The sequence below is a fragment of the Hydrogenophaga aromaticivorans genome (genome assembly GCF_013387465.1).
Classification (GTDB): Bacteria; Pseudomonadota; Gammaproteobacteria; order Burkholderiales; family Burkholderiaceae_C; genus Hydrogenophaga; species Hydrogenophaga aromaticivorans.
In genome coordinates this window covers 38,455-57,607 of sequence record NZ_VYGV01000011.1, presented here as the reverse complement: position 1 = coordinate 57,607, position 19,153 = coordinate 38,455, and the positions used below count along the sequence as shown (strand labels likewise).

Annotated in this window: 20 protein-coding genes; 12 read left to right on the top strand and 8 right to left on the bottom strand. The window is 57.1% G+C overall.

Annotation, left to right across the window (positions count from 1 at the left end; genetic code table 11):
* Nucleotides 1-243: 243 nt before the first annotated feature.
* From F3K02_RS12725 to F3K02_RS12680, 10 genes are read left to right on the top strand one after another with little or no spacing between them, the layout of a single operon-like run.
* On the top strand, nt 244-975 hold the full coding sequence (locus F3K02_RS12725; RefSeq protein WP_177136004.1) for a lytic transglycosylase domain-containing protein: 732 nt from the start codon (nt 244-246) through the stop codon (nt 973-975).
* A complete protein-coding gene (locus F3K02_RS12720) occupies nt 960-1,643 on the top strand; it encodes a TcpQ domain-containing protein (protein ID WP_177136003.1) in 684 nt (227 codons plus the stop codon). The genes F3K02_RS12725 and F3K02_RS12720 overlap by 16 nt, the downstream gene beginning before the upstream one ends.
* A 15-nt stretch (nt 1,644-1,658) precedes the next feature.
* Nucleotides 1,659-3,341 carry a hypothetical protein gene (locus F3K02_RS12715; RefSeq protein ID WP_177136002.1) on the top strand — a complete coding sequence of 561 codons (1,683 nt, stop codon included), beginning with the start codon at nt 1,659-1,661 and terminating at the stop codon, nt 3,339-3,341.
* Between the two features lie 9 nt (nt 3,342-3,350).
* Complete coding sequence (locus F3K02_RS12710; protein ID WP_177136001.1) at nt 3,351-4,649, top strand: type 4b pilus protein PilO2; 1,299 nt, start codon at nt 3,351-3,353, stop codon at nt 4,647-4,649.
* Nucleotides 4,636-5,148 (top strand): hypothetical protein, encoded by a 513-nt coding sequence (locus F3K02_RS12705; RefSeq protein ID WP_177136000.1) that lies wholly within the window; start codon nt 4,636-4,638, stop codon nt 5,146-5,148. Before F3K02_RS12710 ends, F3K02_RS12705 begins: the two co-directional genes overlap by 14 nt.
* A 50-nt stretch (nt 5,149-5,198) precedes the next feature.
* Nucleotides 5,199-7,187, top strand: a complete 1,989-nt coding sequence (locus F3K02_RS12700) for a GspE/PulE family protein (RefSeq protein ID WP_177135999.1) — start codon at nt 5,199-5,201, stop codon at nt 7,185-7,187.
* Nucleotides 7,184-8,263, top strand: coding sequence for a type II secretion system F family protein (locus F3K02_RS12695; RefSeq protein WP_177135998.1), 1,080 nt, complete (start codon nt 7,184-7,186; stop codon nt 8,261-8,263). The genes F3K02_RS12700 and F3K02_RS12695 overlap by 4 nt, the downstream gene beginning before the upstream one ends.
* A gap of 52 nt (nt 8,264-8,315) precedes the next feature.
* Nucleotides 8,316-8,909, top strand: coding sequence for a type II secretion system protein (locus F3K02_RS12690; protein WP_177135997.1), 594 nt, complete (start codon nt 8,316-8,318; stop codon nt 8,907-8,909).
* 17 nt (nt 8,910-8,926) lie between these two features.
* Nucleotides 8,927-10,078: a hypothetical protein gene (locus F3K02_RS12685; protein WP_177135996.1), complete on the top strand. Its 1,152-nt coding sequence runs from the start codon at nt 8,927-8,929 to the stop codon at nt 10,076-10,078.
* A gap of 26 nt (nt 10,079-10,104) precedes the next feature.
* Complete coding sequence (locus F3K02_RS12680; RefSeq protein ID WP_177135995.1) at nt 10,105-10,374, top strand: hypothetical protein; 270 nt, start codon at nt 10,105-10,107, stop codon at nt 10,372-10,374.
* Nucleotides 10,375-10,381: 7 nt separating this feature from the next.
* Here F3K02_RS12680 and F3K02_RS12675 read toward each other — a convergent pair whose 3' ends face one another.
* Nucleotides 10,382-11,878 (bottom strand): IS5 family transposase, encoded by a 1,497-nt coding sequence (locus F3K02_RS12675; RefSeq protein WP_246309432.1) that lies wholly within the window; start codon nt 11,876-11,878, stop codon nt 10,382-10,384.
* Nucleotides 11,879-12,515: 637 nt separating this feature from the next.
* Between F3K02_RS12675 and F3K02_RS12670 the strand changes: the two genes are divergently transcribed.
* Nucleotides 12,516-13,058 (top strand): hypothetical protein, encoded by a 543-nt coding sequence (locus F3K02_RS12670; RefSeq protein ID WP_177135994.1) that lies wholly within the window; start codon nt 12,516-12,518, stop codon nt 13,056-13,058.
* On the opposite strand, the gene F3K02_RS12665 is transcribed toward F3K02_RS12670, so the two are convergent.
* Nucleotides 13,039-13,560 carry a CAP domain-containing protein gene (locus F3K02_RS12665; protein ID WP_177135993.1) on the bottom strand — a complete coding sequence of 174 codons (522 nt, stop codon included), beginning with the start codon at nt 13,558-13,560 and terminating at the stop codon, nt 13,039-13,041. The genes F3K02_RS12670 and F3K02_RS12665 overlap by 20 nt on opposite strands.
* Before the next feature lie 233 nt (nt 13,561-13,793).
* The gene (locus F3K02_RS12660) at nt 13,794-14,387 is read right to left on the bottom strand and encodes a CAP domain-containing protein (RefSeq protein WP_177135992.1); all 594 of its coding nucleotides are present in this window, start codon (nt 14,385-14,387) and stop codon (nt 13,794-13,796) included.
* Between the two features lie 247 nt (nt 14,388-14,634).
* Between F3K02_RS12660 and F3K02_RS12655 the strand changes: the two genes are divergently transcribed.
* Entirely contained in the window at nt 14,635-15,006 is a 372-nt protein-coding gene (locus F3K02_RS12655; protein ID WP_177135991.1) for a hypothetical protein, read from the top strand.
* A 60-nt stretch (nt 15,007-15,066) separates the two neighbouring features.
* Here the strand turns inward: F3K02_RS12655 and F3K02_RS12650 are convergent, their stop codons facing one another.
* From F3K02_RS12650 to F3K02_RS12630, 5 genes are all read right to left on the bottom strand, one after another.
* Entirely contained in the window at nt 15,067-15,261 is a 195-nt protein-coding gene (locus tag F3K02_RS12650; RefSeq protein ID WP_177135990.1) for a YqaE/Pmp3 family membrane protein, read from the bottom strand.
* Nucleotides 15,262-15,271: 10 nt separating this feature from the next.
* Nucleotides 15,272-15,532 carry an H-NS histone family protein gene (locus F3K02_RS12645; protein WP_246309430.1) on the bottom strand — a complete coding sequence of 87 codons (261 nt, stop codon included), beginning with the start codon at nt 15,530-15,532 and terminating at the stop codon, nt 15,272-15,274.
* Between the two features lie 77 nt (nt 15,533-15,609).
* The gene (locus tag F3K02_RS12640) at nt 15,610-17,610 is read right to left on the bottom strand and encodes an AAA family ATPase (RefSeq protein WP_177135988.1); all 2,001 of its coding nucleotides are present in this window, start codon (nt 17,608-17,610) and stop codon (nt 15,610-15,612) included.
* On the bottom strand, nt 17,607-18,671 hold the full coding sequence (locus F3K02_RS12635) for a hypothetical protein (RefSeq protein ID WP_177135987.1): 1,065 nt from the start codon (nt 18,669-18,671) through the stop codon (nt 17,607-17,609). The genes F3K02_RS12640 and F3K02_RS12635 overlap by 4 nt, the downstream gene beginning before the upstream one ends.
* Nucleotides 18,628-19,134, bottom strand: coding sequence for a polymer-forming cytoskeletal protein (locus F3K02_RS12630; RefSeq protein WP_177135986.1), 507 nt, complete (start codon nt 19,132-19,134; stop codon nt 18,628-18,630). Before F3K02_RS12630 ends, F3K02_RS12635 begins: the two co-directional genes overlap by 44 nt.
* Nucleotides 19,135-19,153: the final 19 nt, after the last annotated feature.

Genomic DNA, 19,153 nt, shown 5'->3' with positions numbered 1-19,153 from the left:
AAAATGGACCCATTGGGTCCATTCCTGTTTTCGACCCTTTCTGGGTGTCTCTATATTCCATGTGGATATATAGAAATTTCGACCACCAAAGGGGTCAGAAACGCACCCGGCTGCCTTCTCGCTCAACTGCTTCTGCTGGGCGCATGAGCGTTCGATGGGCCGGTACACCCCTCGGGGCATTTGGAAAGCTCACCCACAAGGCTGTCATTCGCCTCTTCGCTGAGCGGCGGCATGTGTCCAATCATGGACATGCTCGCCAAAGTGCTGTTCAGTGCCTCCTTTTCGCTGATGACGTCAGTCTCAGTGGCGCAGCAGCACGCGCAAATGGCGCGCGTTTTTGTCTGCGACGGTCCCACCATGAAGTCCCAACTGGTCTCCGCAGATCAGTCCGCGGACCTTACCCGGCTGGTCCAGTCCGGCTTGGCCGTCTGGGAGCCGAATGTCCTGGACATCCACACCGCTACAGCGATCGCTGAGGGGCGGGGGTTTTGGCAGGCTTCCAGCCAGACCACACTTTTCCAAGCTGTGCGCACCAAAACCCCGCCTGAATATCTGGCCAGCGTCGCGCTGCAAGAGTCAGGGCGGGGGGATCGCTACTGGCCCTGGGTGATCAATTGGCAGGGGCAGGGCTACTTTTTTGCGGACAAGAAAGCCGCCATCGATGGAGCCAAGCGGCTGATCGAGCACGGCCACCAATCCTTCGACATCGGACTGATGCAGGTGAACTGGAAATGGAACGGTTCCAGATTCGAATCCTTGGAGAGTGCGTTTGACCCAAGGATCAATGTGCAGGTGGCAGACCAAATCATCCAAGAGCATCTTGCCGCCACAGGCCAGATGGCAGAGGCCATTGGCCGCTATCACTCGAAGACCCCCAGCAAAAAGACGCGCTACGTTGCCGCTGTCTCACGGCAATTCGAAAAATCCTTCACCAGACCTCAACTTCCAGGAACCAATCCATGTTCAAACACATAGTCGCTCTCGCGATGGTCGGAGCGGTCTGCGCAAGTCATGCGCAGTCCAATATCGTTTCGCTCACCTCCAAAGGTGCCACCCCTGCTGCATCCAGCAACACCTTGATTCAGTCGGATCTGATTGGTGCCGCCCGAATGATTGTTCCGCCGGACTGGAAGGGGTTCGTCAAGGCTGGAATTGATCTGAAGAGGGCGAGCGTTGCCGATATCCAAACTGGTGAGGCATGGCAGACAGCTTTTGACCGGTGGCTCGGCCGGGAAGGCTTGCAAGCAACCATGGACTGGGAGAAGAAGTACTTCTACCTGGAAGCGGCCCAAAAGGTGAATGCGGTCCTCACCAGTCAACCGGCCATCGCCATACCTGTTGCCGTCAAGGCGCAACAGGCACCTCAAGTTGCACCGGCAGTTTCGTCCAACACCTGGGATGTCTCGCCGTCGGATGGCAATTTGTCGACCGCTTTGATTCGGTGGGCGCGCGAGGCGAAACAGGAACTGATGTACGAGGCGCCAGAGGATTTGCCGGCGATCAAGGCGTCCTATCCCGGTGATTTCTTCGCCGCATTGGATCAGGTTCTCAGTGACACGGCCAATGGCCCATATCCCCTCTTTGGATGTCGATATGACAACGTCGTTCGCATCCTGCACACCAGCCAGGCCTGTGATCGCTAATCCCGGAGCAACTACATGAAAACGAAATTCGATTTCTTCCGTCTCACCGCTGTCGGCGCTTCGGTATTCGCGATCAGCGGCTGCGCCGTGACCACTGTGGGTGTCAGCCAGGAAGCGAGTGCCCGCAAGGCTGAAATCAAGGCAATCGAAGCTTCGACGCCGACTGTCACCTTGCCGCGGCCGGGACTCAAGGTGGTGAAGGGGAATTTCCTCGGCGCTCGCCCGACCCCCACTTCCACTGCAACACGTCTTCCAGCCCACTTGCGCAACGTCACTCTCAGTTTTGGGGGTGGTGGTGGACACATCCACAACGTGGCCGCAAATATCACCAAAGTGACGGGGGTGCCCGTGCGAATTGCACCCGAGGTCGCTGTGCCCCAGGGAATCTACAGTGAATCTGGCCTCGATAAAGTCACAGACCCGAAGATATACACAGGTACAGCTGAGATGCCTTTGCCCTTTCCAATGGGCGCTGGTGTATCAAGCCAATCAATGGCACGTGTTTCGACGGGCCCACTACCGCTCTCCTTCAAGGGGGACCTTGCCGACTACCTCAACCTCATCGCAGCGAACACCGAAGCGCATTGGACGTATGAAAACGGGGAGATCCAGTTCTTCCGTCTGGTCACACGTCGTTTTCAGATCGCGATGGCCCCCGGGTCGTTCTCCTACCGAGATGAAGTGGGCTCCGGTGGTGCAGGTGGGTCGGGCGAATCCGCCGGTGCGCAGTTTGGCTCGTCGGCGATGGCGACTGTGGACGCTCAACTCACACCTTGGCCGGCGATTGAGCAGGCAATCAAGACCATGCTCACAGCCGAGGGCAAAGTGCATGTGAGCCAGATGACTGGCGTGGTGATTGTGTCTGACATCAAGAGCAGCGTTGACAGGATCGGGAAGTACATTGAATCGGAGAACGACGTCCTCACGCGACAAGTCCGTGTCGATGTCAGAGAGATCCTCGTCGAAGAAAACGCCGGCAGCAGCGCAGGTATCGATGTGAGCATCGTCTACAACAGGTTCCTTGAGTCGGGACTGAAGGTGGATGGCCTTTCGACCGCGCAGAAGCCGAACTACAGCATCAACACGACCGCGCCTTCTTCTCTTCTGGATTCGGCAACCAGCGGGAGCATGAAGGTCAACTTCGCACGCGAAGGCTACTTCCAAGGCTCATCAATTGTTGCGCAGGCCCTCAACGGGCTTGGAAAGGTCGTCAGCAACTCGACCCGTTCGATCGTGACGACGAATCGTGTTCCGGGTCGTTTGCAGGAGGTGACGGACCGAGCCTACCTTGCCAAAACCACACCCGGCACCGGGAGCGCTACCGGCGGCTCCGCAGTCCCTGGTTTGGAGCCGGGCCTGGTCACCTACGGGGACAACATGACCATTGTCCCGACCATCCGGGACAACAGCGAGGTGCTGATGCAGTTGTTCTCGACTCGCAGCAGCCTGGTGGAACTCAAGTCCATCTCGGCTGGCGAAGGTGAATCGTTCCAACAAATCACAACGCCAGTCCTTGCCAGAAAAAAGTACTCGCAACAGTTCCGCGTGCGAGACGGGGAAACACTGGTCATTGTCAGCAATTCGTCGGAAACCATGGGCTCCACCGACAAGCAAGGTTTGACGGGCGCGTCGACGCTGGCCAGCAAAACCAAGCTCATCAGCGTATTGCTGATCACACCGCGAATCATGGGCATCTAAGGGTAGACCGTGGAACACATTCAACATGGCAAGTACAGGCTTGCTTCCGGTCTGAATTGGTCCTTGCTTGACCCGTTTGTTGGGAAGGGTAAGCAATTCAAACTCTGGACCGCTGCCGGACAGGGGTACGGCGTTGTCGTCAAGATCGACGGTGAAATGTTCTACGGGCGTTGCGCACCCGAGGGCAACTCAATGCTCAGTCTCGGTGCGCTTGCCGCCAGGCACCCTGAGCTGAAGGGCAAGACTGCTCTGGTATTGATCGAATTGCCTTCGGGCAACCCCGATTTCCACAACCAAGTGATCGTCATCGGGTTGAAAGAAGGCGTTCCTGAGATCGACGAAATTGTCGATGATGATCGCGTTCCAGAGTATCGAAGCAACTTCATCTCCGGCAAATCGAGTGTCTTCATTGCAGGGGATGGCAATGGAGTTGGTTTTGTCGAAAAAACTCTCACGCTCGATGATCTGATCAAAGGTGGGAAACCCGCCTCAGCAAAGATCGCCGTATTTCGCACGGGAGTACTGATAGCTGTGGCACTGGCAAGTGTCGTGGGTATTGGACTGATCGCCGGTGGCATTCACCTGTACGACCAATACCAGCAGGAACAGCAAAAGAGGGCTGAAGCTGTTCTTGCCGCTTCCAACACGCCGCAGGCGTTGTACTCGCAAAGTATTGTTCAATACCTTGAGCAGCCTAAGGTGTCGCTCAATGGTGCAATGAATTATGTGCGCGATCAACTTAAGAATTTCCCGATCGTTCATCAAGGATGGGTTTTGACGAGGCTGCGTTGCGAGCCCAAGAGCTGTGAATTTACTTGGCGCCGCATCAGCGCTTCAGCTGGGGTTCTGGACGACTTCCTCGAAACCGCTCCAGAAGAATGGAAAGGTATCAGGGCGATATCCCAAGATGAGGTTTTGCATACAAAAGAAATCGAATTGCCAACGATTGTCCTGAAGCGTGAGACCTTCCCAAAGCTGGATGAATGGCGAAACAAGAATTTGACGCAATGGCAATTTCTTGCGCCTTCTGGTTGGAAGACGGCATTTTCGGAGCCGGCTTTGCGTGGGTTGCCGATTGCACTGGCCGGCGGCCCTGAAGAGCAGCAGTTGCAATTTGCAACGGACAAGCTTGTCGGCAGCAATTTTGAGATGAAAGATATGCCGCTCTGGTTCGCTGACGAAGACCAGAATAGTCCGCTGAAATTAGAACTGATTGGTGATGCCATCCTTGATGGTGACATCCTGATCGATATTCAACCAAAAAACATCACCTTCACAACGAAAGGCCTGATCCATGTCCAGCCGTAAATCCCTCGCCATTGCAGCTTGCATGGTGGCAGCCCTCGCAACTCAGTTTGCAAACGCCCAGACGACGAAGGTTGAAGAAAAGGCCACTCCGGCAACCATCGGCGAAATCACAAGGTTGTCGCGCGAGCTGATGGTTGAGAACCTGAAAAAGGAACTCCGCGAAGCCAAAAAAGCCGGGACCGATGCCCCCGTATCGATGCTTCCGGCAGCAGGGTCGGGGAATGGCATTGCTGCGCCACGCTTGCCAGCTCTACCGCCCCCTGAACCCAAGCCGCCCATGGTTTCTTCCATCTATGGCGTCGGTTCTGGAGCCATGGCTCTGGTCGCAACGACAGGGGATGGCCAAACGTTGCGTGTTGGGGATCGAGCTGGAGAGTGGAAAGTGGTTGGCATCAACGAACGCAAGGTGAGCTTCGAGCGCTGCACGTCCACAACGAAGGGCAAGGGCACCAAAGCAGTCACCACCGAGAGCTGCAAGACAGTGGCCTCCGCTCCCTGAGCAACCCAAAGCGGCCAATCCTCCCCTCTATTGGCTGAATATTGATCTCTATGCTTCGGAAAATTCAATCATTGCTGACCCCAAAAGGGACCACCTCAAACAGTACGTTTGAAAGTGGATTCGTTGATAGTCAGGGGTCAATCGATGGATTCCCATCTGGCAATTCAAGAAAGCCACGCCAAAGGTTTGCGACAACAGCTGGGTTTGATGACACTGGCCCTGGCGGATATGTTGATTCCAGTTTGGGCCAGGGTAGTGGGGCTAGCCTGCACACCGGCGATGAGAATGATAGGAATGCATTCGAATTCGATGAGGCGGATAGCGACAATATTGAAGATGTCGAGGCTATTTCTGAAACCTTCACGAATACTGACGGAAACAGAGAGATTGCTATTCACCCAAGTTTCGGGGTGGCATCTGAGGTATCAAATCTCGCCCAGCTTCTCCATCGGGTGGGTCGACCAATCTATGGGTATCTGGTCGATGTCGTGACGCCATCGTTGCAACGCCAGCTCATGGTGCTCAACCTGGGATGTGGTGACACTGCGATTCTCGGAACACGTGAGGTGCTTAAGGAAGCTCACGCAACAACAGTTCGGGCAACCGTATCAGAGAATTGGTATTGCAATATCGTTGACGAAATCACATGCAAACCTGATTTTCTTGCCCAATACTCAGCAAGCTTCCCGATGGTGTCTGGCCTGAAGTTGGAGAAGCTCTACGTTTCAACCTACGATGATATCGTTCGCTTGGCAGTCGCTGCGCGGGCCTCTGATATTCACTTCACAAGCGATACAGTGAAGAATCAGATGGAAATTCATCTCCGAATCTATGGGACCTACCGCCTGTGGCGCACGAACAAGGCTCCGCTCATCCTCGGTGCTATTGCGGCATCATTCGGCCAGCGTTCGAAATCCGATACCGCCACTAAAGAACAGTTCAGTGATCGCAACCCGGTCGCCTATATGACCTCACAAGAGGTCGCTGGTACGGCCTACGAAGGACGGTTCAACGGACGGCCACACATCGGCGGATATGCAGGGGTGATGCGTCTATTGGAGAGTACGCCGCGCATCGACAAGATTCCGACGCTCCAGCAGCTGGGATACAACAGAAGCCACGAAGAGTTGATTACAGGCCCGGTTCAACGCAACTACGGCCTGATCATCATTTTCGGTTCCACTGGCTCTGGGAAATCGACAACGTTGCGAACCTTCATGACGAAGGTCACTGATCCATCGCGTTTGAAAATTTGTACCGCCGAGTCGCCAGCCGAATACGTGATGCCTGGGGTGGTGCAGTTCTCCTTGCCCGTTGATGTGACCCAGAGTTCGGCTGTTCTTTCCCAACGATTCACGGCCCTGCTGCGGGATCTCATGCGCATGGACCCCGACGTTCTCATGGTCGGTGAGGTGCGTGACTACGAAACCGGGCACCTGATTTCCGAATTGACCCAGACAGGCCACCGGACCTATACGACTGCGCACGGTGACGGAGCAGTTGATGGGGTTGCGCGACTTTGTGGTGGCGAGATTCGCATGCCCCCCGATACCGTTGCTGGCAACAAGTTTTTGAGCGCAAGTCTGTACCAGAAGCTCCTTCCTGTTTTGTGCAGTCATTGCAAGATTCCTGCAACGGATGCCGAACACGGTTTGCCAAAAGCCAAAGTTGACCTTCTTAAATCCAAGTTCGGGTTGGACCCTGGAACAATGTTTGTGGCAAGAGAAGGCGGCTGTCCACATTGCCAACCGAAAATTCCCGGCTTGAAATCAGACGGGACTGTCGGTGTGACCGTCGCAGTTGAAATCATGCTGCCGACCTCAGAAATGAGACGCGCAATCGTCGGACGTGATTGGCCAACGCTCGATCTGCTGTGGCGCGGTCAGAGAAGGGCGACATTCGCCGAAGAAGACATGCTCGGAAAGACCGCATTTGAGCATGGATTGTGGATTGTTTCACAAGGAAAGGTCAGTTTGAAAGACCTTGAGGAACAGTTTGAGCCCATTGAATCCTACGAAGTCCGATCGATCAAGCTATGAGTCCATTCCTCAATCCCATGCTATTTATCTCGGGGTTCAATCTTCGATTGACCCGCGAAGATCTCTATCAGTCAATCATTGACAAGCTGGACAATACGACCGCCGCATCCATGGAGCGCCTGGACCAGATCTTTGGCATGTGGAGCAAGCGTGACCAAGATCGCAATGATCTGAGAGCGATGGCCATGAAGCACATTCATCGGTGTCTCCTGAACGGGCAGTCGTTTGCTGACGCCATTCGCCCATTCGTTCCGCGCACCGAAGCATTGATCATCCAGTCGGGCGAGGTCAAAGGCAACCTAGGTGAGGCGTTGAAGCTCGCTGTCAGGAACATGAACGACAGCGACAAGATGCGTGGTGTGGTGATGGGAGCTATCTCTCAGCCGTTGATGGGATTTCTCTCAATTCTCGCCTTGTCCATCATTCTTGGTGTTTTCATGTGGCCTGACATCCTGAAGGGTGTGCCCCTGGAGTTTTGGCCTACATGGTCGCATCCAGCCATTCATTTCCAACTGTGGCTGGGTGAGCGTTGGATCTGGCTGGGCACGCTCGTCATACCGGTTTGGCTCTACATGTACACGGTCGGTCGGTGGACCGGTTCAACGCGGCACGTGTTTGATTCGATCACACCCTGGTCGATCTACAAGAGCCAAAACGCCGCAATCTTCCTCTCGGTCCTCGCTGCCTTGGTCGAATCGGGAAAGACCGTCCGAGAAGCCCTCCTTTTGATGCGTGACAACAGCAATCCTTACTTAGCATGGAGAACCAGTCAGATCATTCGCCGCTACGACGCAGGAGGTAATGAAGGCATCAAGGCTTTGCGCACCGGATTCTTCAACCGACAGATCATGGATCGGGTTGAGGACGCCGCAACCAACAAATCATTTGGCGATACCTTGCGCCACGTTGGGACCAAAGCCTCTCACACGATTTTCAAAGCTGTGCAAGCTCAGGCTGCTGCAGCAAACGGCATTTTTCTTGTTGCAGTCGGTGCGGCCTTCATTTACACGACAGCCGTCATCGTTTTCGGAATGCAGGAGGCTGTTGATGCATTGACACGTAGCTTCGGTATCTAACCACGTTCGCTTTCATTTTCCTTTCGTTTTCTTTTCACAACTGGAGTCTTTCATGACCAACAAATCCAATCTCACCCGCTTTGCACGCGCCCACAAACAACGCGGTGTGAGCTTGCCGCTCGTCGCCATCGTCATCGCGATCTCGCTCCTGCTCGGTCTCGCCGCGCTGATCTTTGGTCCTCGCTACATCACGCAGGCCAAGGCCGACAACCTGGCAAATGCCATCCAAGATCTGAAGGGTCAGGTCGTTGCCTACGGTGGCCGTGTTGGCGTTTTCGTTGCTGCCAACTCGACCCTCCCAGTCCTGGTCGGTCAGGGCGTTTTCCCGCGGTCCCAAGTGACAGGCACGGCCGCTGCTCCGGTCGTTACCCACGAATTTGGCGGCATTGTCAGCGCAGTCGCCATCGGCACCACGAGCGTGCTTGGGGATTCACTCGACTTCTCGTTGAACGGTATTCCACAGGATGCCTGCACTCTGATTGGCAGCTCCATGGATGACGTGGCTTCGCGCATCACGGTCGGTACCGGCGCTGGCGGTGGAACCGAGACCAAGGCAGTTGGTGCTCGCACTGTTGTGGCTACCTTGAACACTGCTTGCGCTGCTGGCCTCCAGAACAACACCATGACGTTCCGTCTCTCGCGTTAAACACTGGAGCCACGTTGATGTTCAAGAAACAAAAGGGTGTGTCTCTGCCCCTGATGGCCTTCACTCTTGCGGTTCTGGCCATCATCGTGGGTTCCCTCGGTGCTGTTCGGGTCAAAGAAGCCAGGGCCTACGCTGGTCAAACACGAGGGGAAATACTTGATGAGTTGGCCAAGGGTGTTGAGCTTTACCGAAAGGTCAACCTTCAAGTGCTCATCGGGCCAATGCCGGTGACAGTCCCTGGCTATGCTGACCCCTATGCCCCAACGATGACAGAACTTCGGGCAGGTGGTTTTATGACCACCCCCGTTGTTCTCGATAACGCTGACTACAGTGTCCTTCTCAATCGAAGCCCGGTGGGATGCGTTGCGCCCGCCCCGTGTTCAATCTGGGCACAGACTTCTCTGACCAACCCAATTCTTGATGCAGAGGGTCGACTCGATACCGTCTATCTGAATTCCCTTTCAGTCCGGGTAACGAATGCCAGCATCGGCTTTTCTGGACCTCCCAACCCTGGGGTCATCACTGGTTCGCAGGGAACATGGACCGTAGCCAATCCCGACCCCGCAACGCGCAACGGCATTGTTGTGATGGTTTCTGGCCTTGGTGGTTCTGCCGAACCATGGTTGCAAGTCGGTGATCGGCGCAACCCCAATTTTCTTGGCCCGTCCGTAACTGGGCCACAATTTGACACCCCTGTTCAAGCACCAGGGAATGCTTGTACGCCCAACGGTGCATTTGCAACTGGCCCTAATGGCATCGTGTTTTGCAATGGTGGGCTATGGACCATCTATTCTGGGCCAATTGAAGTTGGAGATACGGCTTGCGCTGTCCAAGGTGCTTTTGCAGTCCAGGCTGATGGACAGTCCCTATTGTGTGTCAACAATCGTTGGCGAGATCACCGAACCTATGGCTATAGCAGCACAGCCTATTACGTTCATGGGAGCACTGTCACTATGCCTGTTTGTGGGGTTGGCCTGACTCCAGTTGCAACCATTTCTTCTACTTCGGCTTCCGTGATCATTGGCGCGAACAACCCAGGAAACAATACCGGCAGCTTTATTTCGAATATCGATGCTGGCACAAATATGGTTTCCATCACCGGTTCAAATGGCTCGCAGGCTGGTACCAATGCTCGGGCGCTGGTGTTGACATCCTGTGTACCTACCTGATCCGTAGACACAACCGAAAGCTATCCATGAAAAATAACCGATTCCTCGCAGCCTTGCTCGTCGCAGCTGCTGGTGCTTTTACGAGCATTGTTGGTGCGCAGCCGTTGAATGACCCGGCTATACACGGAATGCGCAACCTGCCGATGATTGATGGTTGCAATGCGCCGGGCGGGCTCACTCCAATCACCAGCTCGGATTCGCCGGAAAGCGCGATGTTTTGGTGTGGAGTGGCGCCGTATTGTCTGACGATGCCCATCGGCAATTCTGAGCGGTGCCACATCGTCGCCCCTGATTAATTCGTTTTCAGGCGAGCGCCAAGGGTGAGAGCGCCCTCGCAGAGGGCGTGAAGAAGATCGCACGCAGGACAAACCTCCATTTGGCCGGCACGCCCACCGCCGCACATAGGCGCAAATAAACGCGCCGCAAGAAGGCCACACCCTTCCTGGCGATCATGCGCAGCAGCCAGCGGATGTTGTAGCCCGCCGCACACAGCACCGCATGCAACCTGTCGCCCTGTGCCCCTTTCAAGTGACAGCGGTCCATCCCGTGGTCATCCTTCAAGTGGCCGATGATCGGTTCGATCGCCTGGCGCCGCTTGAGCAGCTTCCATTCTTGCGGGGTGAGTGACTTCGCCTTGCCCCGGTGCTTGATGTCAATGCCCGGGTTGTCCGCATCCACACCCCGGTAGCCCAGGTCCACGTACGCCGTGCTCGGCTTCATCCCCGTGTCCTGCATCAGGATGCCCGCCTGTTCCAGCTGCTCTCTCAAGGTGTGCCCGTCGTACGGGTTGCCCTCGAACGCCCTGGCCCCCACGATCAGGTTGTGTTGCAGCGTCATGGCAATGCCCACCTTGGCGCCGAACTCGTACGGCGTGTGGCTCTTGCCCTTGGCCATGCACACCACCTCGGGGGCGTGCCAAGCATAGAGTTTCGGTGTGTCCGGGTCGTTCTTGCGCCGCGCGGCCTGCGCCACGATCCGCGCGGCCTTGTCCAATGCCTCTGTGGTGTGTTCGCCCAGTGTCTGCCCTGCGGCCAGGGCCTTGCGCACGATCTCCCGGCACAGGCCCGCGACGATGGTGCGCTGGCGCTTGACGGTTCTGCGCAGCCGCTTGAACTGGCGCGCGTGGGCGTAGCGCCCGGCCTTGAAACGCAAGGTCTTGCCCTCCTTGGCAAAACTCTGTTTGAGATCAACGCCGGCGTCCTTGGCCGCTTGCACCAGCTTGCGGCGGGCCACTTCGAGCAAGCGCGCGTCGTTGGGGTGGGCGATGGCCTTCTCTTGCACGGTGCTGTCGACCACCACGGTGGCCAGTGCAGCGGCGGGGATGAGTTTCATGGCGACGGCCTGGTTGATGGTCTGGGCCAGCAGCTCTTCGCAGCCTTCTTCACCCAGCAGGCGGCGGAATTTGACCAGCGTAGTGGCGTCACAGGGCAGGCGCGGCTCGAAGTAGGCCTGGCCCGAGAAGTACTGGAAGTTGGGTGAATCAGACCAGCGCTCGACCAAGGCCTCGTCGCTCAGGTTGAAGGCGTGTTTGAGGTAGAGCAGCGCGATCATCACCCGCAGCGGGACACGGGGGCGCCCGGCGTTGCCGGAGCGGGTGCTGCGCTGGACTTGTTCGCCAAAGAGGTCCAGATCGGGCAGGGGTTCACCGGTGCGGGCGCGGCGCGAGAAGGTCTGGGAAACACGCGCTTCAAGGGCCTGCCAGGGCATGTGTGAGGCCAGCACCACCAGCGGCTGGCGCAGGTCGATCATGTGGTCGAGACGGGCGCGAAAGAAATCGTCGGTGGCGGGGCAGGCGAACATCAAAAACTCCCAGGAACTGGGTGCTATTGGAATTCAATCCGGGAGTTCTGACTATCAGGAATCACCCCAGAAACCCAGCATTCATGCGGGTTGTGGGAGTTTTGCAGGGGCGACCACATCGTTCCTGGTTCAAGAAATGGCGGAACAACCGGTGTGCGCAACCCCCAGGACCTGGTTTGTGACACCACCAGCCTCCAGCCCACGGGCCCAAGCCATGCAACACCAGGACGCTGTCCCATTGCACCTACGCTGCAAGTGACCGTCAACAATGCAGCGACGACATCGGTCACCCGTGGCGGAGGCGTAACCCTGCGTGTGAACACTGCCAACGCCACGCCGTTGAGCGCGCCTGATTCGCTCACCATGGCTTGCTCAGGCGCGAATGCCGGTCTGTATCCATTCAACCAGACCGACCTGAATTCATATGCAGGCCAAGATCGCAATTTTGGTGCGACGTCAGTGACAACCGATGGCGTGACCAATTGCACCGTGAATGCGACGAACCCGGCAGGAACTACCACTGCAAGTGTGAGCTTTACCGTCACCGCACCAATCCCTGCACCGACAGTCTCTGCCAGCTTTAGTCCAACAACACCTACGGCCGGCGGCTCTGTGCGGTTGACTACTTCGACCGCAAATGCCACCAGCCTCCGGTGGAGCTGCAGTGGTCGGTGGACGAACTCGAACACCAATCGAAGCACCGGCAACAACATTCGCACCGATCACACAGTACCCAGCTCGGCAGGCACTGCAAACTGTACCTTCACTGCGACTGGTCCAAGTGGGAGCACATCAACAACAGCCAGTTGGACCTCTGCCGCCGCCAGTGGAGGTGGGAGTGGTGGTGGTGGGTCAATACCGGTTATTCAAAATTGTGCAGCAACAACAATATCCGCTACGGCGAAAACATACGAGTGCTACACGGGAAGAAATTATTGTAGTTACAATGTCCCGGCTCTATCGAATGGTGCCACTCGTTTTGTGTACGGTTCAGCTGCCGATTATTGTGGTGGCGGAGCTGGTGCAGATGCAACAGTTCAGTGCAATAATGGAACACTACAAATCAAAAGCTACACGTGTTGGATGTCTGATGGTGGTGGATGAAATTTGTCAAATAGAAAAAAAGCCCGCGTTGCGGGCTTTTTTGTTGGTGATTCGTTTCAATCACCGAACACCATGACGGTGTATTTTCCGCTCTGAGCAAGAGCGACAGAGCGAGCCAGCTCCGCCATAATTCCCAAGCAATGACCTTGGCTTTGCATCCAGGCATTCATGATTGCCTGTGGGCTGCCACGTCCGCCTGCAGCGTTCTCGACAACGGTGAGCCCTTGATATCCGAAGGACTTATTTCGCGAATCCGCATCGGAACCATCGCTTCCCGTGTGCGAAAAGAAGTTATTTCGCGCCATATCGTCAGCATGCTTTTGTGCAGCCTGTTGCATTTTCGGGTTCCACTTTTCCAGCGCAGGTACAGCTGGAGTAGACACGCTGCCGCAGGTTCGAGCCTGAGCCCGGGCAGAATTGAAAAGCCCTGCGTACTGTTGAACCAGCGCCGGGGCTGCGGAAAGAGGAACATCCGCCGGATCACCACCACCTCCCTCATCACTACCTCCACCGCAAGCCGACAGGCCAGCCACCATTGCGAGGACCACGGCCAATTTCAATTTGTTCATCACGAGCATGCTTTCTCCAATAAAAAGTTGTTGAGGTGCTATCAGCTTCACACGGATGGGACACAAGTCAAATCCGTCTTGGACCAGTATTCTTCCGAATGCCCCGAGCAATCACCTGCAGGGGGTTGATCCAGATACTGAGCCGCGAGAGAGATCGTTTCGGACGCCTGCAAGTTGAGATCCATCTTCAAGGCATCAAAAAACTGGCCACCTTGAAGGTGACCAGTTTTCGATCTGCAGCTTCAGGATGCAGAGCGATGCAGGCCAAAGGTCTGCACCCAGAAGGGCACCCCGTTGGCGGCCTTCACACACGCAGCGCCCACTTCAGAGATGTTCGCGCTCATGATTTTTTGGCAGTGCTCAGGGCTTTGCAGCAAGGCGGTCATCAGCTTGGGCACGGTGGGATAGCCCTTGGCGAGGTTTTCCCCGACGGCATGGTAGTCATAGCCGGTGGCGCTCACCCGGGCTGTCACGTCAGCTCCCGCAGCATCCACACCGGTGATGGTTTCGATGCTGGCCATGTACCCCGCCTGGCTGGCCGACGACGCGCTCAACAACTCGTTCCAGCCCAAAGCCTTTGCCGGCGCATAGCCGGCGGAGCCACAACTGCGTGCAGCAGCGCGTGCCGCATTGATCGCTTTGAGCATTTCAACGGCGAAGTTCGCGTTCCCGCATGAGCTGTCTTCGCTCACCGGAAACGCCCCGACCGCGATCGCACCGTTTTGTCCAAGGACTGGGGGGCCGCTCGGTGCGCTGGAGTCATCGCCTCCACCTCCACAGGCAGAAAGTAAGGCAGCGCACGACACGTTCAGTGCAACCAGGGCGAGTTTTTTCATGAGGACCTCAGATGTGAATGATGGAGCTTGCAGAATCGCACGCCAAATTCAGATACAGAGGCCGAAAAAATTCACCCTAGGTGCTGTTTCACAGTTTTGTGGACGAAGGGACCGGCGAAAGGTCAGAGAATCCCCTGCTTTTTAGAAGCGCCGCAGTTCGCACAACCGTGATACTTGTAACACTCTCCTAAAAAAGTTGAGCTAAAAACGACAGAGAGACACAATTGCACTGGCGACACTTCATCCAATGACCACTTCCAGCTTCGATCTTCATGACCTCGCGGCCGCTGAATTCATCAGCCTGCCGTGGCGGCATGTCCTGACCGACACTGAGCCCAGCGCAGGCTCCAAAACCGCAAGAAGCGGGATCACACACTGGAATGCTCCGACGCCCATCGGGCAGGTGTGGGTCGCTTGGCGCTGGACGATCGAGTCAGAAGGTGGATCACCGACCTATGTCCGGGGGACAGGGATGGCGTTGAGCAGAATTGATGGCTACGCGGCTGGCCCGGCCTACGATCAGGTGATCGAAGGCCTCGCATCCCGCTTGGACTGGACCGACAGAGCAGTGCTCGCCATCCAGGACGATGACAAAGGCGAGTCCCCCGCTCAGGCGTAAAAAAAGCAGCCTGCGAGCTGCTTTCTCTGAATCAAGCGCACCGAGGTGCGCTTTGTTTTTTTAGGCCTTGGCGGACAGGGCTTTCGCAATTTTCTTATCGGTCTTGTACTGACCCAGGGCGTAAACCGCCCAGATCGTGGCCGGCAGCCAGCCGATGATTGTGATTTGCAACAGAAGGCAAAAGATGCCGGCAAACGGACGGCCGATCGTGAAGAACGTCAGCCAGGGCAACAGCAGCGCAATCAGCAGTCGCATCCACCCGTCCTCAGATCCGGAATTCTTCGATGTTCTTGCCAGCGGCAACAGCGTCCACCACCCACTGAGGTTTGCGGCCAGGACCACCACTCCAGGTTTCACCATTGGGGCCGCGGAACTTCGGCTCGGCTTTCGTCTTGGCTTTGCCCGAAGATTTGGATTTGCCATCACCCAGATCGTCAACCGTGATGCCCATCTCGCGCATCTTGGTTTTGATGTCGGCGATCACGGTCGACAATTCAGCCTTGCGGGCGGCTTCGGCTTGGGCCATCAGCGCTTGAGCTTGGGCCATCAGTTCGGAATAGGTAGCGGTCATGTTTGATCCTTTTTTGGGGTGAATGATGTTGGCTATATTACCTGCTTTGCAGCACGTTCAATGTCGATTGCCTGCAAAGATACGGTGGATTCCTTGCGGCCAATGGCCCGGTTGACGGCGGCTTGCAACACCGCCTCAATGTTGGCAATGCTCTGATCGCGAAGGCTGTGGGCAATATCGCCATGCGACAAAGAAAGATCAAGTCGAATAGAACGGGTTTTCAGCCATTTTTCGATGTGAGCAGAGATGGCGCTGGCTTGAGGCAGTTCGAATTCCAGCTTTTCGGTGAATCGGCCACCGCGCAACAATGCCGAGTCGATTTGCTCGGGATGGTTCGTCGCTGCAATCCAGACCACGTCGTGCACGCGGTCTGAGGCTCCGTCCATGATGGACAGCAGCTTGTTGGTCGACGCGGTGTGGGTCGAATGCTGGCGACTGAGCAGCAGTTCGTCGGCCTCATCGATGAAGATGAGACACGGCCGGATCTCCATCGCGTTCTTGTAGAGCTTGCTCAAGGTCTCGGGATCGCGCGATAGCTCCGCACCGGTGGCTGTGAGAAATGCCCAGCCGACTTCCTTGCACATCGCCTTGGCCACGGCGGTTTTGCCTGTGCCCGGTGGTCCGTAAAACAGCAGGCCAGTCGGCAAGGTTCCGCCACGGCGTTCAGTGCCATCGGGGTCCTGCAGGCGGGCAACGATCCCGTCGAGCGCATCGCGCAGTTCTTCACCCAGGATGAGGTCGCTCAGTGGGCGAACCTTCTCCAGCTCGATGCCTTTGCGGCCTTGGACCGAGCGCAGTGCGCCCATGAAGTCCTCGAAGCCCAGGGGCGCACCGAGCGGCCGCTGGTGGCGCTGCAAGTAGGAGGGCAGTTCCTCGGTCACGGCCAGGATGCGTTTCACAGAAAACCCGTTCCAGCGATCCGCCACGCGCTCGGCCACCTGATCATCCACAGTGGCCTTGGGCAGGTTGCGTTGGAGTCCAAGGCGCAGCAACCCGAGACGCGCTTTGGCGTCTGGGGGCGTGACTTCGATCTTGTAGTCGAACCTGCCTTCCCTGATGGCCGCAGCATCCAAGGATTCGAGCAAGTTGGTCGCCGCCATCACCAGCACCTTGTGATTTCGCAACTCCACCAGTTCGGTGAGCATCAGGTTCACGATGTCTTTCGACTCAGGCCGGTTGTTTTGCTCGCTGGAGCGCTGGCTGATGAACGAGTCGATCTCGTCGATGAAGAACACGCATGGCGCGTTGCGCTTCGCTTGCTCGACCGCCGATTTGAGTTTGCGGGACTGCTCGCCCACCCACATCGTCGCGGTGTCCGAATAGGAGATGCTGAGAAATTTGACCTTGAGTTCGCCGGCCAGTGCTTGCGCAAATGCGGTCTTGCCGTTGCCGGGGTCACCGTGCAGCAAGATGCCATTGCGCGCGCCTTTCTTTCCCTTGCTCGCCATCACCTCTTTGCCGGCCGCCAGCAGCCGAGCCTTGAGTTCGTCCATGCCCAGGATGGCAGCGAAGCCGATCTTGGGCTTGCTCATGGTGAACTGGTCGGTATGCAGATCCGCGTTCGAGGGCATGGAGCCATCGGCCATTGCAGCCCGGCGTGGGGGGGTGGTCTCGAAGAAGCGGGAGTGCGAAAAAATCACCATCAAGGCCAGTGCAATAGCCAGCAGCGCAAGAGGCACACCGATCCCGAACGTGACAGCACCGCCCCTGATCAGGTAGTAGACGGCGGCCAGCAGACTGACACTGCACAGATAGAGGCTGATCTTGCAGGCGTAGTAAGCCCACCTGGATTCGAACAGCCGGTTGGCGAGCACGTGCAGTACGAGCAGGATGGCATTCACCGTGGCCACCATGCTCGCATTGTTTTTTACATCCAGAGGAAGGAGCGGTTTGCCATTCAGAACCGAAGTTTTATAGGCAAGGATGAACATCGATGTCACCGCCACGATCATCAAGAAATAGGGGACGAACCTGAAGAGAAGGACGAAGCCATTCTGATTCTCGATGGGGGTCTGGTTCGGGTTCGTGGTCATGGCATGGATGTTCCGGCGATTTCTTTCTTGGCTTCAAACGTACCCGCTTTTTGGTCGACCGCAAGAAGTTGCCTGCCATCGGGCAGCTCCTGGCCTATGCGAATGGGTTTGACCTGCTGGCCGGTGCGCACCAGCACGCCATCGCTGAGCACGCTCACCAGCGTGAACCGGGCTGTCGGCGCTGATGGGGCGCTGGTGGTCGGCGCTGGGCTGCTGCCCGGGGTGCTCGCGGGGGTGTCCTTCGCAGCCCGGTTGCCCTCAGCTTTCTTGAGCTCAACGAACACACCGGTGGTGCTTTTGCTGGTTTGCAGCGCAGCGCTCGAACCGGCGCTGACACGTGTTCGGGCTGCTTCGACCGCCAACCTCAGGTCGGGGTCAATGGCTGGTTCTTCTACTCTGGTGGGTGCAGCCTGTTCCGTCGTCCCTGTCTCAGCTACCGGCAAGGGGTCCAACCGGGCTGGGGGTGGTTTGCGTAGGGCTTGCGCCAGTTGTTGAGGCGCAGCGCTTTCCTTCCGCCCAGTGATGGGCGCGGGAATGCTTGGCAAGGTGATGGCCTTCGCATCCAGCGGCGAAGCAATCGCTGCCAGATCCTGGCCGACGTTGATCGGCACCGGCATGGTCAACGCACCTGCATGGGCCGACTGCTCTGTTGTGCGTGTTGGGCTGGTTGCCATTGGCCGTTGGATTTCCGCTTGCGCAAGCGTGGTCGGGCCGGGGGCTGCTGGCGCTGGGCCCGATGTAGCCACTGGCCCACTCGGATCACCCTGAATCCATGCCGCGGCGCGCTCGTGGATCTGGTCCAGGTTCTGCACCACGAGAACGGCGGTGGTGCTGGCCAGCACAAGTGAGACGCCAAACAGCTTCAGGGTCCGGTTGTTGCGCAGGTTGGCAAAGCGGCGTGTCTTGAAGGCCGTGAACTGGGCCTCGGCGCTTCTCAGGCGATAGCGATTGAGGATGCCGTCTGCACGGCCGCTGGCTTCGCGTTGGGCTTGTGTTCTGGCCTGCTTGAAAGCCTGTTCAGCTTCGCTTGGCAAGCCGCGTGCGTGATGGGTCGGTTCCATGTTCGGTTGTCCAGCCGAGGCTGCTTGTGGTGTTGGGAGGGCGTTGCGGGGGTAGCGCCGTCACGGTTTGTTGGGTGCGCTCGATGCGCACGAGGCGCGCGTCGACCAGCGGGCTGATGACGACCTTGCCGTTGCACTGAATGAGGCCGGCGATGCGCGCCGATGCGGTCACCTCGACATCGCCGGACGCGAAGATTTCGCCGGCGAAGTCGCCCTCAATGACAACATCGTGGCCGTGGACCTGGCAGGCCAGCATCTTGGCCAGGGCGGAGACAACGATGGGCTCGTGCTTGGACGCATAGATGTGGCAATGGCGCATGCGGGCATCGATCTGCATCGAACCCTGGCAATACACCTTGCCATGGTGAAACGTCAGGCTGGCCTGGAGGATTTCGCTCGGTAGTTCGATGGCGCGGTGAACATGCGCTTTCCGGTCCTTGTTGAAGAGTGCAAAGAGGCCCATGGTGTGCTTTGGGAGAGTG